15 protein-coding genes are annotated in these 13,622 nt (G+C 73.5%); 8 read left to right on the top strand and 7 right to left on the bottom strand.

The features are described from left to right. Positions 1 to 33: 33 nt before the first annotated feature. Positions 34 to 840 carry a methyltransferase domain-containing protein gene (locus B056_RS0112850; protein ID WP_020572473.1) on the bottom strand — a complete coding sequence of 269 codons (807 nt, stop codon included), beginning with the start codon at positions 838 to 840 and terminating at the stop codon, positions 34 to 36. Between the two features lie 29 nt (positions 841 to 869). On the opposite strand from B056_RS0112850, the gene B056_RS36305 reads away from it, so the two are divergent. The 4 genes from B056_RS36305 to B056_RS0112870 all read left to right on the top strand — a co-directional run bounded on the left by B056_RS36305 (position 870) and on the right by B056_RS0112870 (position 4,146). Beyond that, a complete protein-coding gene (locus B056_RS36305; RefSeq protein ID WP_051105608.1) occupies positions 870 to 1,736 on the top strand; it encodes an alpha/beta hydrolase family protein in 867 nt (288 codons plus the stop codon). A gap of 232 nt (positions 1,737 to 1,968) precedes the next feature. After that, positions 1,969 to 2,781, top strand: a complete 813-nt coding sequence (locus tag B056_RS0112860; protein ID WP_230202969.1) for a sigma-70 family RNA polymerase sigma factor — start codon at positions 1,969 to 1,971, stop codon at positions 2,779 to 2,781. After that, positions 2,778 to 3,062: a mycothiol system anti-sigma-R factor gene (gene rsrA, locus B056_RS0112865; protein ID WP_026239646.1), complete on the top strand. Its 285-nt coding sequence runs from the start codon at positions 2,778 to 2,780 to the stop codon at positions 3,060 to 3,062. Before B056_RS0112860 ends, rsrA begins: the two co-directional genes overlap by 4 nt. Before the next feature lie 103 nt (positions 3,063 to 3,165). Next, a complete protein-coding gene (locus B056_RS0112870; RefSeq protein ID WP_018502277.1) occupies positions 3,166 to 4,146 on the top strand; it encodes an NAD-dependent epimerase/dehydratase family protein in 981 nt (326 codons plus the stop codon). A gap of 102 nt (positions 4,147 to 4,248) precedes the next feature. Here B056_RS0112870 and B056_RS46020 read toward each other — a convergent pair whose 3' ends face one another. Both B056_RS46020 and B056_RS40600 read right to left on the bottom strand, forming a co-directional pair. Beyond that, the gene (locus tag B056_RS46020) at positions 4,249 to 4,323 is read right to left on the bottom strand and encodes a 50S ribosomal protein bL37 (RefSeq protein WP_369299096.1); all 75 of its coding nucleotides are present in this window, start codon (positions 4,321 to 4,323) and stop codon (positions 4,249 to 4,251) included. Positions 4,324 to 4,456: 133 nt separating this feature from the next. Then, positions 4,457 to 5,476 (bottom strand): DUF5317 family protein, encoded by a 1,020-nt coding sequence (locus B056_RS40600; RefSeq protein WP_018502278.1) that lies wholly within the window; start codon positions 5,474 to 5,476, stop codon positions 4,457 to 4,459. Positions 5,477 to 5,813: 337 nt separating this feature from the next. On the opposite strand from B056_RS40600, the gene B056_RS0112880 reads away from it, so the two are divergent. Both B056_RS0112880 and bsaP read left to right on the top strand, forming a co-directional pair. After that, positions 5,814 to 6,032, top strand: coding sequence for a biotin/lipoyl-binding carrier protein (locus B056_RS0112880; protein WP_020458608.1), 219 nt, complete (start codon positions 5,814 to 5,816; stop codon positions 6,030 to 6,032). Between the two features lie 154 nt (positions 6,033 to 6,186). Then, entirely contained in the window at positions 6,187 to 6,375 is a 189-nt protein-coding gene (gene bsaP, locus B056_RS40605) for a biotin synthase auxiliary protein BsaP (protein ID WP_026239647.1), read from the top strand. 100 nt (positions 6,376 to 6,475) lie between these two features. On the opposite strand, the gene bioB is transcribed toward bsaP, so the two are convergent. The 3 genes from bioB to B056_RS0112900 form a co-directional block, all read right to left on the bottom strand. Next, complete coding sequence (gene bioB / locus B056_RS0112890; protein WP_026239648.1) at positions 6,476 to 7,564, bottom strand: biotin synthase BioB; 1,089 nt, start codon at positions 7,562 to 7,564, stop codon at positions 6,476 to 6,478. A 195-nt stretch (positions 7,565 to 7,759) separates the two neighbouring features. Further along, positions 7,760 to 8,476 (bottom strand): dethiobiotin synthase, encoded by a 717-nt coding sequence (gene bioD, locus B056_RS0112895; protein ID WP_018502281.1) that lies wholly within the window; start codon positions 8,474 to 8,476, stop codon positions 7,760 to 7,762. Further along, positions 8,473 to 9,807 (bottom strand): 8-amino-7-oxononanoate synthase, encoded by a 1,335-nt coding sequence (locus B056_RS0112900; RefSeq protein ID WP_020572474.1) that lies wholly within the window; start codon positions 9,805 to 9,807, stop codon positions 8,473 to 8,475. Before B056_RS0112900 ends, bioD begins: the two co-directional genes overlap by 4 nt. Positions 9,808 to 9,859: 52 nt before the next feature. Here B056_RS0112900 and B056_RS0112905 point away from each other — a divergent pair, with 52 nt between their 5' ends. After that, complete coding sequence (locus tag B056_RS0112905; protein ID WP_018502283.1) at positions 9,860 to 11,329, top strand: sensor histidine kinase; 1,470 nt, start codon at positions 9,860 to 9,862, stop codon at positions 11,327 to 11,329. Between the two features lie 456 nt (positions 11,330 to 11,785). Here B056_RS0112905 and B056_RS0112910 read toward each other — a convergent pair whose 3' ends face one another. Then, a complete protein-coding gene (locus B056_RS0112910) occupies positions 11,786 to 12,034 on the bottom strand; it encodes a WhiB family transcriptional regulator (protein ID WP_018502284.1) in 249 nt (82 codons plus the stop codon). A gap of 773 nt (positions 12,035 to 12,807) precedes the next feature. Here B056_RS0112910 and B056_RS0112915 point away from each other — a divergent pair. Next, positions 12,808 to 13,611: a glycerophosphodiester phosphodiesterase gene (locus B056_RS0112915; protein ID WP_018502285.1), complete on the top strand. Its 804-nt coding sequence runs from the start codon at positions 12,808 to 12,810 to the stop codon at positions 13,609 to 13,611. Positions 13,612 to 13,622 lie beyond the last annotated feature (11 nt).

Here is a 13,622-nt window from a genome sequence, read left to right on the forward strand (position 1 = left end):
TGGTCACCGTGCCAGCATGCCGGATTCCCGGAGCTAGTCGGGCCGGCGGGCCGAGGCGATCAGGTGAATACCGATCGACTCACCCTCGCGTTCGGCGGCGAGCTCGACCTCGGTGCGCACCAGGGTCGGGAAGCAGGAGACGTCCTCGGCGACGGCCCGGCGGACCGCCTCGGCCGAGAGCACCGTGCGCGGGCGGATCCAGTCGACCTCCAGGCCGGCGCTGGTGAGCAGGGCGCGCAGCTCCTCGGGCCAGAAGCACCGGGTGATGGTGCCGTCCTCGGCCGGGACGAGCACGACGTCCGCGCGCGGCACGTCGGACAGCTCCGCCCAACGGTGCTGCTCGGCGAGCCGGGCGAGCCCGAGCAGCAGCGAGTCGACGCACAGCAGCAGCCGGCCGCCCGGCCGGAGCATGCGGTGGATCTCCTCGAGCGTGGTCTCGGTCGCCAGGCAGAACGACAGCGCCCGCGCCTCGGCGAGCACGGCGTCGAACGAGCCGGGACGGAACCAGTCCAGCGAGCGGGCGTCGCCGACGACGCGCCGCACGGCCCCCGGGCCGGGCGCGGGCTCGGACTCGCCCGGAGTGTCCACGGCGCTCAGGCTGCCCACGACCCGGACCACCTCGTGCCCGGCCGCGACCATCTGGCGTGCGAATCTGGCCCGCGGGCCGGAGACGTCCAGCACCCGGATCGGGTCGGCGGGCAGCCACTCCTTCAACTGGGCCGAGGCGACCTCCTCGTAGAAGGCCCAGTAGGGGTCGTCACTGCCGGCGGGGGCCTCGCACACGAGCGTGTTGGAGGACCCCCGGGACGAGTGAGTGTCGGCTTCGGGGCCAGACAGCATGGACCGTTCCTACCCTTCAAGGGGCAATGATGCGAGGCACGTCACATAAGCAAGGTGAAATTCTGACAGATGTTCGGGCCGACCACGCAGTGTCCTTCCCGGGCGGCCCGGGAAACGGCCCGGACAGCGGTCCGACCAGCGGCTCGGGCGGCGGCCTGGACAGCGGTTCGGACCTGGACGACCCGGCCGGGCCGCCGGCTCCGGTCAGGGTGGCCGCGGCGGCAGACGAGGATCCCCTCCTTGTGGACGGTGGACGGCTGAGGGTGGTTCCCGTCCCGCCACCCGCCGAGGTCGTGGGGACCGTCGTGCTCCTGCACGGGGCGGGCAGCGGCACCGACACACCGGTGCTGACCGCGCTCGCGGAGCGCCTCACCGCCGCCGGAGTCCGGGTGGCCGCCCTGGAGATGCCCTACCGGGTGGCCGGCCGGCGCGCCCCGGACCGCCCGGCCCGGCTGGACGCCGTGCTCACGGCGGCGGTCACCGCCCTGGGCCCGCCCGACCGGCTGGCGCTGGCGGGGGCGTCCATGGGATCGCGGGTGGCGGTGCGCCGCGCCCGTGCCGTCGGCGCCCGCGCGGTGCTGGCGCTGGGCTTCCCGCTCGAACCGCCGGGCGGTAAGCCGTCGCGCGGACCGGAGCTGGCCGGGGCCGGCGTGCCCGTCCTCGTGGTGCAGGGGTCGCGCGACGCCTTCGGCCGGCCGGTCGCCGACCCTTCCCGCGGGATCGGGGTGCACGTCGTGGCGGGCGCCGACCACTCGTTCCGGGTGCGGGTCCGGGACGGCCGGCCCGTGGGGGAGGTGGTCGGGGAGGCCGCGCGGGTGGGCGCGTCTTGGCTGCTCGGCCATCTCGGAGACGGGCCCGGCGGGGCTGCAGGGGACGGGCCCGGCGACACGGCCTGAGCGTGCCGCGGCTGAGTGCTCACGTCTGTTCTGGTTACCCACTCTCGACCCGTCCGACCCCCCTGACCCCCGGGAATCAGGAGCGGCACCCCTCGGCGATCAGGAGCGGCATCCGTCGGGAATCGCGAACGGCCCGCCATGGTTCCGCCAGTGGGAAGCGCGGGAGGCCAGGCGTGGCCGGTGTCGCACGGAGGTGGTGCGACCGCCGGAGTGCCCGCGTCACGGAGGTTCGATGACGTTCCAGCACAGCACACCGGGGCCGCGCTCGCCTGATCGGCGGGTGACGGGGCCCGGTCGCGGGCGTCCGGTCGTCGCGCCGCTGCGCACCAGGGCGGTGGCGGGGGTATCGTCCGGCGCGGAGAGCGGTCCAGTCAGGACGGCAGCCGGCGGGCCGGCGATCGGTTCCCGGCGGGGCGAAGGAGTGATCCTGGTCGACGAGACCAACGACGAGTCCACCCAGGAACGCGGCGCCCGGTTCGAGCGGGACGCCCTGCCGTTCCTCGACCAGCTCTACGCTGCCGCGCTGCGGATGACCCGCAACCCCGCGGACGCGGAGGATCTGGTCCAGGAGACCTTCGTCAAGGCGTTCGCGGCCTTCCACCAGTTCCAGGAGGGGACCAACCTCAAGGCCTGGTTGTACCGCATCCTGACGAACACATTCATCAACACGTACCGCAAGCGCCAGCGGCAGCCGCTGCAGAGCCCGACCGAGCAGGTCGAGGACTGGCAGCTCGCCGAGGCGGAGTCGCACACGTCCACCGGCCTGAAGAGCGCCGAGGCCGAGGCGCTGGAGCACCTGCCCGACAGCGACATCACCGAGGCGCTCCAGGCGCTGCCCGAGGACTTCCGGATGGCGGTCTATCTGGCCGACGTCGAGGGGTTCTCGTACAAGGAAATCGCTGAGATCATGGGCACCCCCATCGGCACCGTGATGTCACGGCTGCACCGTGGGCGGCGTGGTCTGCGGAAGTCGCTGGAGCAGTACGCGCTGGAGCGCGGGCTGGTTCCGGCCGGGTCTGCCGAGAACGAGGGCGGTGGGTCGTGAGCTGCGGAGGACCTCACAACATCGATTGCCGCAAGGTGCTCGACGCGGTCTTTCTTTATCTCGACGGCGAGTGCAACGACCCGCAGCAGCACCTGATCCGGGCACATCTCGACGAGTGCTCGCCGTGCCTGCGGGAGTTCGGGGTCGAGCACGAGGTGAAAACGCTCGTCGCGCGCAAGTGCGGCGGGGAGCGCGCCCCGGACTCACTGCGGCTCAGCGTGCTGGCCCGGCTGCGCGCGGCCCGCGCGGGGGCCGACGCGTCGGAGTTCCGCCCCGACTAGACGGGGCCCGCCCACCCCGACCAGGCGGGGCCCGTCGCGACCGGGCGGGGCGCCCTCCCCGCTCACGCGGGGCGGTTACGGCGGGGCGGTTAGGCTGCGTGCTGTGCGTATCCTCGTCACCGGCGCGGCCGGTTTCATCGGTTCCACCGTCGTCGATCGGATGCTCGCTGACGGTCATTCGGTCGTGGGCATCGACGACCTGTCGTCCGGGCGTATGGAGAATCTCGCGCAGGCGGCGTCCGATGCCCGGTTCTCGTTCGAGAAGGGCGATATCACGTCGCCGCATCTCGGTGACTTCGTCGCCCGGGTCCGCCCCGACGCGGTGGCCCATCTCGCGGCGCAGATCGACGTCCGGATCAGCGTCGCCGACCCGCTGCTCGACGCCCGGCTGAACGTCCTCGGCACGATCAACGTGCTGGAGGCGGCCCGGGTGGCCGGGGTGTCGAAGGTCATCCACACCTCGTCCGGCGGGTCGATCTACGGCACGCCGGTCGCGCTGCCCGTCGACGAGTCCGTGTCGCCCGCGCCCGAGTCGCCGTACGCGGCCGGGAAGGCCGCCGGTGAGCTCTACCTCAACGTGTACCGGGTGACCTACGGGGTCGCGACGACGGCGCTGGCGCTCGGGAACGTCTACGGCCCCCGGCAGGACCCGCACGGCGAGGCCGGGGTGGTCGCCATCTTCGGCACCGCCCTGCTCGAGGGACGCCCAACCAAGATCTTCGGTGACGGCACGACCAGCCGGGACTACGTCTTCGTCGGGGATGTCGCCGACGCCTTCGCCCGCTGCGCGCCGGCGCCGGCGGCCAACGGCCTGCGGATCAACATCGGGACCGGAGCCGAGACCACCGTCCGCGACCTGCACAGCCGCATCGCGCGAGTGGTCGGGGTGCCGGACGAGCCCCAGTTCGCCCCGCCGCGGCCCGGTGAGCTGCAGCGCATCAGCCTGGACGTCGGCCTCGCGGAGCGGGAGATCGGCTGGCGGCCGCGGGTCGACCTGGACGGCGGGCTCACGCGGACCGTCGACTGGATCCGGGCCCGGCTCGGTGCCCGGGCCGCCGCCGGCCCGGGCGACGCGACCGGCTGACCGGCCCCCGGCTGACGGCCTGGCCGGCTGCCGGGACCGCGGCCGAGCTCGCCGGCTGACGAGACCGGGCGGGAGCGCTGGGCGTCCCACCCGGTCCACCTGTCAGGTGTTCGGGCGCTTGCCGTGGTTGGCCTTGCTCTTCGCCCGCGCGCGCCGCTTGCGCTTCTTCTTCGCCATCATGAACTCCTCTCTGTCGCTCTGGGCACATACTGCCAGCCGCCGGGTGCCGGGCCGCGGCGGCGGACCCGGTCCGTGAGACCCGGCCCCTGACGCCCGGCTTCTGGCGCCCGGCCCGCGCCGGCCGGTGGGCCTACTCGGCGGTGTGGCCGCTGTCGACGGGGCGCGGCCCGTCACGCAGTGGGGCGCCGGCACCGCCCGGGCGATGATCGGTGGGGTCGCGGCCCGCCGGGACGTCCCCCGCGCCGGGGCGCTCCGCCGGGAACACGGTGGTCGTCGCGGCCGCGGTGGCCGCGGGGTCGGGCACGTCGTCGGTGTCGTCCGCCGGGCCGGTCATGGCCGGGACGAGCCGGGGGGCGCCGTCCCGCGCGGTGCGCTCGTCCGCGTGCGGGGCCGCGGCGGATGGGTCCTGCTCCCGCGGGCCGGGCTCGCCGTCGCCGGGTTCCGCGTCCTCGAGGCGTCTCGCGTCCTCGAGGTGCCCGGTGTCGTCGCCGGGCTCGCCGTCGACGTCGCGGTGCCCGTCGTCGTCGTGGTCGTCGCTGTCGCCGTCGTCCACGCCGGGTCCGTCGGCGCCCGGATCGCCGCCGGGCCGCCGGGGCCGGGCGAGGCCGGCGGCGAGCCGGGCCTGCAACGTCCGCCGGGCCCGCACCGGCGCCACCGCGCCGAACATGCCCAGGCCGGCGGCCATGAGGACGTCCCCGAGGCTCACCGCGGCCGGTGCGCCCGGCGTCGGCAGCGGCAGGATGTCACTGATCAGCCGCAGTGACGTGCCCTCACCCGCCACCGTGTGGAAGTGCGAGTCGCGGATGCTCTGGACCGATACGCCGGCCCGGTCGGCGGCCCACGCCGAGACCGGCATGTCCCCGCCGTTGGCACTGATCACGAGCGCGTTGAGCAGCACACCCGCGCACAGCAGCGGAAGGCCGGGGAGCCGCCGGTTGGCCACGGCGAAGACCACCAGGCCGGCCGTCGCGAGGATCCAGGCCGGGCTGTGCAGTGCTCCGACGAGCCTGCCGACGGCCAGCACGACCACCACGCCGACGAACAGCCAGGGCCTGGCGACGTGGACGCGACTGAGGGCGTCGAGGGTCCCGCCCCTCGCGAGTCCCACGGCCAACCCGCACAACAGGGTCAGGAGGAGGAGTACGAGCACATCCGTAAGTGTGGAGGGTCGCCACTCGATCGCGCAGCACCGCCCGCCGGTGTGACCCGTCCGCGACGGGCTCGGGACGCAGCGGCGCCGCCGACGGCCCCGACGACGAGGTCGTGGCCCGGGCCCGGCTGGGCGCCCGATCCGGCGCCGCGCACCGGTGTGGCCCGGGAGTGTGGGTCGCCCGCCCGGCCGGGCCCGGCCCCGCCGCGGGCCGTCCGGGATGGCGCGTCGGGTCGATTGCGATCCTGCGCCGACCCGGCGGCTACTACGCTCACATCAGCCGGCGCCGCAGCGCGGTCGACCGGGTGCAGCGGTCGACGTGGAGAAGGGGATTCCGATGTCCGAGGAAGTCCGTGCCGAGATGGTCGCCAACGTCTGGAAGGTCGTCGTGGGTGTCGGCGACTCGGTCGCGGCGGGTGACGCCCTGGTCATCCTCGACTCCATGAAGATGGAGATCCCGGTGATCAGCGAGGAGGGCGGCACCGTCGCCAGCATCGCCGTCAACGAGGGCGACGTCGTGCAGGACGGGGACCTGATCGCCGTCGTCGACTCCTGACGGGACCGGTCCGCCCGGCTGGTCCGCCCGGCTGGTGCGGCCGGCGGGAGCGGTGACGCCGACGCCGGCGAGAGCGGGCCGGCCGGCACGGGTGACGTGACGGCGCGGACTTCACGCCGCCGGCCGCCGGCCGCTTGCCCTAGGCTGATCCGTCATGGACGCCTCGTTCTGCGACCGGTGTGGTCAGCTCGCGAGCATCGGCAGTCATGAGGCCTGCGCTCAGGCGCGCGCGCTGGAACCGCCGCGCTACTGCTCGTCGTGCCGGCGTCGCCTCGTCGTCCAGGTGACCCCGCTGGGCTGGAGCGCGCGCTGCGCCGAGCACGGGACGTCGGTGTCGGCCTGACCCGCGGTCGCCGGCCCCTCATACCGGCCGGCCCGGGTTCCGGCCCGGCCGGGCCCGCTACCCGGCCTGGAATCTCGGCGCGGGTAGCGGGATCTGTGGCTTAGAGCGTGGCCTGCAGGGATTTGATCGGCATCCGCAGCTCGGTGAGCATGGCCAGGTCGCTCTGCGGGTTCTTGCCGAGCGTGGTCAGGTAGTTCCCGACGATCACCGCGTTGATGCCGCCGAGCATTCCCTGGACGTCCAGGTCGCCCAGCGTGATCTCGCGTCCGCCGGCGTAGCGCAGGATCGTGCGGGGCAGCGCCAGCCGGAACGCGGCGATGGTGCGCAGGGCCTCGCGTGAGTCCACCGCGGGCAGGTCGCCGAAGGGGGTGCCGGGCCGCGGGTTGAGGAAGTTCAGCGGCACCTCGTCCGGCTCCAGGGCGGCGAGCTGGGCGGCCAGCTCGGCGCGCTGCTCGAGGGATTCACCCACCCCGATGATCGCGCCGCAGCACAGCTCCATCCCGGCGGCGCGGACGAGCTCGCAGGTCTCCCAGCGCTCCTCCCAGCTGTGGGTGGTGACCACCTTCGGGAAGTGCGAACGCGCCGTCTCCAGGTTGTGGTTGTAACGGTGTACGCCCAGGCCGGCGAGCTCGTCCACCTGCTCCTGGGTGAGCATGCCGAGCGAGCAGGCGACGTTGATGTCGACGGCCGCCCGGATCGCCGCCACACCCTCGCGGATCTGTTCCATCAGCCGCTGGTCGGGGCCGCGGACCGCGGCGACGATGCAGAACTCGGTGGCGCCGGTCGCCGCCGTCGCCTTCGCGGCCTCGACCAGGGACGGGACGTCCAGCCAGGCGGAGCGCACGGGTGAGTCGAAGCGCCCGGACTGGGAGCAGAAGTGGCAGTCCTCGGGGCAGCCGCCGGTCTTGAGGCTGATGATGCCCTCGACCTCGACCTCCGGCCCGCACCAGCGCAGCCGTACCTCGTGAGCGAGGGCGAGCAGGTCGCCCAGCGCCTCGTCCGGCAGCTGGAGGATCGCGAGCACGTCCTGTTCGTCGAGCCCGCGCCCCTCGTCGAGCACCTGCCGGCGGGCACGGGCGAGAATGTCGTCGCCGTCGACGACGACGGGTCGGGGCGCCTCGGCGACGTCGGTGGCCTCGGCGGCCGGAGACGCTTCCGCGGTCGCGGGCGTGGTCACAGGTGCGGTCACAGGTGATCTCCATCAGGAGGTCGTGCCGGCGGCGTGGCTCGCGGCCACCGGTCGGGCTGGACGTCCGTCTTCTCGTATCAGCGGTCGGGTGGCGGGGGCTGTGGCCGGCCGGGGCCGGTCGATCCGCGCCGAGACCATTGTTCAGTCATCCCCGTGACTCGTGCCCGTGTTGTGACGTGAGTCCGGCCGAGGTCGTCACAGGGCGTGCTGGCGCCGGAACTGTGCGGCGTTGAATGCGCCGCCGAGGGCCGGTTCGAGCGAGGATCGCGCGATCCGCAGGAACTGCCCGGTGCCGAGCAGCCCGGCGCCGGCCGGCACCGCGCCGGCCAGCGGCCGCGCGGCGAGCAGCTCCAGGTCGACGATGTTGCTGCGCGCGGCCAGGTCGGGCTCGGCCGGCCAGGAGCCGACGACGATGCCCGCCAGGTCGAGCCCGCGGTTGGCCATGACCTCCAGGGTGAGCGCGGTGGCGTTCAGCGTGCCGAGCCCGGCGGTCGTGACCACCAGGACCGGCGCGGCCAGCGTCCGGGCCAGGTCGGCGAGGGTCGAGCCGTCATGGTCGTACCGGACGAGCAGGCCACCGGCACCCTCGACGAGGACCAGCCCGCGGTCGGCCTGCAACCGCCGCACCGCCGCCGCGACCGTCCCGAGGTCGGGCGTGGGCAGGCCGGCCCGCCGGGCGGCGCTCACCGGCGCCAGCGGGTCGGCGTACCGGCTGAGCTCGTGCACGTCGTCGACTCCGGAGAGGTCGCGGACGAGGTCGACGTCGCCCAGCTCACCGGCCCGGACGCCGGTCTGCGCCGGCTTGACCACGGCGACCGCCGTCCCCCGGTCCGCGGCGAGGGCGGCGAGGGCGGCGGTCACCACGGTCTTGCCGACCTCTGTCCCGGTGCCGGTGACGACGAGCACGCTCACGGGGCGGGGAACCGGTCGATGGCACCGGTGATCACGCCGACCGCGCGGCTCACGTCGGCCTCGGTCAGGTCGGCGCGGGCCGCGACCCGCAGCCGGCTCGTCCCGGCGGGGACCGTCGGGGGCCGGAAGCAGCCGACGGCGACCCCGGCGTCGCGGCAGGCCGCGGCGACCGCGACGGCCCGCTCGGGATCGCCGAGCACCACCGACACCACCGCGCCGGCCGGCTCGGGGGCCCCGGTCGCGGTGGCGATCTCCCGCGCGCGCCGCTGGACCCGCTCCGGGAGGTCCGGGTGGCGGGTGAGCAGCCGCAGCGCCGCCAGCGCGGAGCCCGCGCACGCCGGGGCCAGCCCGGTGTCGAAGATGAACGTCCGGGCGGTGTCGATCAGATGGTCGCGCAACGCGGCCGGCCCGAGGACGGCGCCGCCCTGGCTGCCCAGCGACTTGGAGAGGGTCACGGTGGCGATCACGTCCGGCTCGCCGGCCAGCCCGGCGGCGGCGAGCGCTCCGCGCCCGCCCGGCCCCACGACGCCGAGCCCGTGCGCCTCGTCGACTAGCAGGACGGCGCCGTGCCGCCGGGCCACCGCGTGCAGGGCGGCCAGCGGGGCCAGGTCGCCGTCCGCGGAGAAGATCGAGTCGGTGAGGACGAACGCGCGCCGCCAGGTGCGGGTGGCCAGCGCCTCGTCGACCGCGTCGACGTCCGCATGCGGGGTGACCAGGACGTCCGCGCGGGACAGCCGGCAGGCGTCGACCAGCGAGGCGTGGTTGCGCTCGTCGGAGAGGATCAGGTCACCCGGCCCGGTGAGGACGGTCAGCATGGCGAGGTTGGCGGCGTAGCCCGAGGAGAAGACGAGCGCGCAGCCGAAACCGAGGTGCTCGGCGAGCACGGTCTCGAGCTCCCCGTGCAGCGTGGTGGTGCCGCTGACCAGCCGGCTGCCGGTGGACCCGGCGCCGAACGCGCGCAGCGCGGCGACGCCGCCCTCGACCACCTCCGGATGACGGGCCAGCCCGAGGTAGTCGTTACCGGCGAGGTCGAGCAGGAGGTCACCGTCAGTCCACGGCTGTAGCGAGCCGTGTGCCGCGGGCAGCGCCGGCGCGCCCGCGGGCCCGCGCTCGGCGCGGGGCGCCCGGGGGCGCAGCACGCGGTGCAGCCCGGCCTCGGCCCGCAGCCGGGCCGCCTCGCCCAGCCAGCCGAGCGGGTCCGCGGGGCTGTCCGCGGGGCCGGGCAGGGTACCGGCGGGGCTGGCCGGGACGCCGTCCGTCGCGTCGGCCGAGGTCGGGGATGGGGTGGTGATGGTGCTGTCGGGCGTCACGTCGGCGAGCGTACGGCGCATTCCGGCCCGGCCGCCCGGCACGCCCGGCAGGGCGTCTGGCAGTCTGCGTCCCGTGGGAACCCTCGCCGACGCCCTGCGAGCGAGCACGGATCTCAGCGGCGACGACATCGATCATCTCCATGCGCTCGTCGCGGACTGGGCCCTGCTCGCGGATCTGTCCTTCGCGGACCTGCTGCTGCTTGTTCCGGTGCGGTCCGGCTCGGTGCGGGCGGGGCACGCCGGTGGGATGGAGTTCCAGGTCGTCGCGCAGGTGCGTCCGACGACCGGACCCACCGCGTACCACAACGACGAGGTCGGCAGCGTCGTGATCAACCGGTGGGTCGTGCAGAACGCCTGGCGCGAGCACCGGATCGCGCGGGAGGGCGAGCCCGAGTGGGACGGCGGGGTCCCGGTGCGCACGGAGGCGATCCCGGTGCGCCACGGTGACCGGGTGATCGCCGTCCTGGCCCGGGACACCAACCTCGCGACGACCCGGACGCCGAGCGCGCTGGAATCCGCCTACCTGCAGGGCGCGAACAACCTGGCGCTGATGATCGCCGAGGGCGCGTTCCCGTTCCGGGGCAGCTCCGCCGAGCTGCCCGAGGCGCCGCGGGTCGGTGACGGCATGATGCGCCTCGACGGCGCCGGCAAGGTGATCTTCGCCAGCCCGAACGCGCTGTCGGCGTACCGCCGGCTCGGCCACACCGGCAACGTCACCGGTGAGGATCTGCGTACCGTGCACCGCGCGCTCAACCTGCCGGCCACGACCCCGGCGGTCTGGCACGCGATCAGCCGGCGTCGGCCGGTCGAGGTCGAGATCGAGGTGGGCAGCACGGTCGTGCTGCTGCGGGCCATCCCGCTGTACCCCGGAGCGATCCGTGAGGTGCTGGTCCTCGTCCGGGACGTCTCGGAGCTGCGGCGCCGGGAGGCCCAGCTGCTGAGCAAGGACGCGACGATCCGGGAGATCCACCACCGGGTCAAGAACAACCTGCAGACCGTGGCGGCGCTGCTGCGGCTGCAGATGCGCCGGACCAAGGCGGACGAGGCCCGGGACGCGCTGCGTGAGTCGGTGCGTCGGGTCACCTCGATCGCCGTCGTGCACGAGACGCTCTCCCAGACCCTGGGGGAGTCCGTCCCGTTCGACGAGATCGCCGACCAGATCACCTCGGTGACCGTCGACCTGGCGTCCACCGGGACGCGCGCGACGACCAGGCGGGTCGGGTCGTTCGGCCAGCTTTCGGGGGAACTCGCCACGCCGCTGGCCCTTGTCATCTCAGAGCTTCTGCAGAATGCTGTCGAACATGCGTTCGACGGATCGTCGGGAGCGATCGAGCTCCGCGTGCAGCGCGCCGAGGACCGCCTCGACGTGGTGGTCGCCGACGACGGTGCCGGCCTGCCGGACGACTTCCAGCTCGAGCACTCACCCCGGCTCGGGCTGCAGATCGTCCGCCAGCTGGTGCTCGGCGAGATGCGGGGGACCATCCGGTTGCAGGCCGGTCCGGCACGAGGGACCGAGGCGCTCCTGTCGATCCCACTTTCCTGAAGTTGGGTGTTTGGGCCTCGCCGGCGCGGGTATGCAGGCCTATGTGTCCTCCGTCCACGACCCGCGCAGGGCGGTCGTGTCGTCGCCGCCGGGCGGTCGTGGCCCGTCGGGCGCCGCCGGTGGTACCGGCGAGGAGGCTGAGTACCCCGAAGGGGATGGCGTCCCAAAAGATTTTTCGGCCGCTCCGTCCGGGTCCGCGCAGGGGTGTGCGCCGAACCAGCGGACAGAGCGGCCGATGGTGATGCGTATCGTGAAAGCCGCCTCGGGCAAGGGTCGATCAACCCGCGAGCGGATGAGAACGGACCACTGCGTGGCTCCGCAATGGAGGTCCGGTCCGTCCGTGCGCGGACAGGCGGTTCACGATCATTGTTCGGTTGTGTGCGGCCTACCTGAGGTAGGCCTGATCGGTCCTGATGTCGACCGGCACGATCGCGCCCAGTACGGGGCGCCCCGGGCTCAGGCGGTCCGGACTCTCAGTCGCACCTGGCGCTTGAGCGTCCGACGTTCATCCTCACTCAACCCGCCCCAGACCCCGGAGTCCTGCCCGGTGTCCAGCGCCCAGTTGAGGCAGTCACTGGTGACTGCGCACCGCCTGCAGACGGCCTTCGCCTCTTCGACCTGGCGTTCTGCCGGACCGGTCGTACCGATCGGGAAGAAGAGCTCGGGGTCCTCTTCACGGCAGAGCGCTCTGTGGCGCCAGTCCATGCGTACTACTCCCTCTCTCGTCTCGGGTCACACTGCACATCAGACGCTCGGTGAGCCGCCATGGTTGCGCCGCGTCCCAGAAGAAAATTCCAGAGTCTGATCGGGCCGCGGCGACCGGGGCTTGTGCGAGTGCATGTGTGCGGACCCAGCTGCACGTGCATCCACCTCGGACATTCGCCACCCTCCCACCGGAACGGGCAGGGGCGCAAGAACCTGCTTGGTCCATCACGCCCGGTCTGGCCGCTACCTGTCCGACGGGGACACAAGCAGACCACGGATCACCCTGCCCCACGTTGACCAGTGGTCATCACGAGTGGATCCCGTGGCTTGTAGTACTTCGAGGCCCTTCGGATCATGTCGAATCGTTGTGGCGTAACGAAGGGTCGGCTCACCCCGCAGGGTCAAACGATGTTGGCCTGTCGGGTGATGCCGGCTAGTCATCTCGTGCTAGGCTGCCCTCTTGGTGTCGATTCGGCCGTCGCCGTGTGGAGTGGCGCGGCCGGTCGGCGTAGCACCAATGCCAGCACGACACTGGTGCCAGCACGACAGGCACCGATGCCGACACAGCACTGATGACCATCCAGACTGAAGATCACCCGAATCAGATGGCCGCGTAGGCCGAGGACCGCTCAGGCAGCCATCCGGACTGCCTGGCATACGACCGGCACGTAACTGACCGCAGGTAACCGACGGCAGGTTGAGTCGCGGAACACCCGACCGATCCACTCTCCACGCGGCGTGACCGCCTGGAACGGACCGCGCAGGATGGGGCGATGGAGGTTCTGGGCCATCGTGGAAGCCGGACACCCGGTCCGGAGAACACACTCGAGGCCGTGGACGCCGCGCTACGGGCGGGCGCGGACGGGGTTGAACTCGACGTGCGCCGCAGCGCCGACGGCGACCTGGTGTGCGTGCATGACGCGCGGCTGCCCCGGCTGGGCGGTCGGGCTGTCATCCGCCGCTCGACCAGTGAGCTCGCCAGCCGTGGCATCCCGCTGCTGACCGAGATGCTCGACGTCTGGGACGGCCGTGGCCGCCTCATCCTGGAGATCAAGAACCAGCCGGGCCAGCCGGATTTCGACGCTCCACGCGAGCGCACGGCCCACGCGCTCATCGAGCTGCTGCGGGCTCGGCTTGACGGGCCTGGCGGGCTCGCCGGGTCCGGCCGGCCGGCCGGACCTGACGGTGCGCCGGGCACGTCAAGCTCCGCGGGGAGCCCGGCGCCGGCGAACCGGTCCGTGCCGGGAATCACGGTCTCGTCGTTCGACTGGTTCGCGATCGAGGCGATCCGCGACGCCGGGCTCGGCGTCGCGACCGCGTTCCTCACGATGCCGCGGATGTCGGTGAGCGGCGGGGTCGCCTACGCCCGCTCGGCGGGCCACACGGAGCTACACGCGCACGTGTCGGCCGTGCTGGGCGTGGCCGACGCGGTGCCGCGCGCGCGGCGGGCCGGGGTCCGCCTCGTCACCTGGACGGTCACTGACCCGGCGACGGCGATCGAGCTTCGCGACGCGGGTGTCGACGGCGTGATCTGTGACGACCCCGTGGGCGTCGGTCAGGCGCTGCGGCGCCCCTGAGTGGCCCCGGG

This window comes from Parafrankia discariae (genome assembly GCF_000373365.1).
GTDB lineage: Bacteria > Actinomycetota > Actinomycetes > Frankiales > Frankiaceae > Parafrankia > Parafrankia discariae.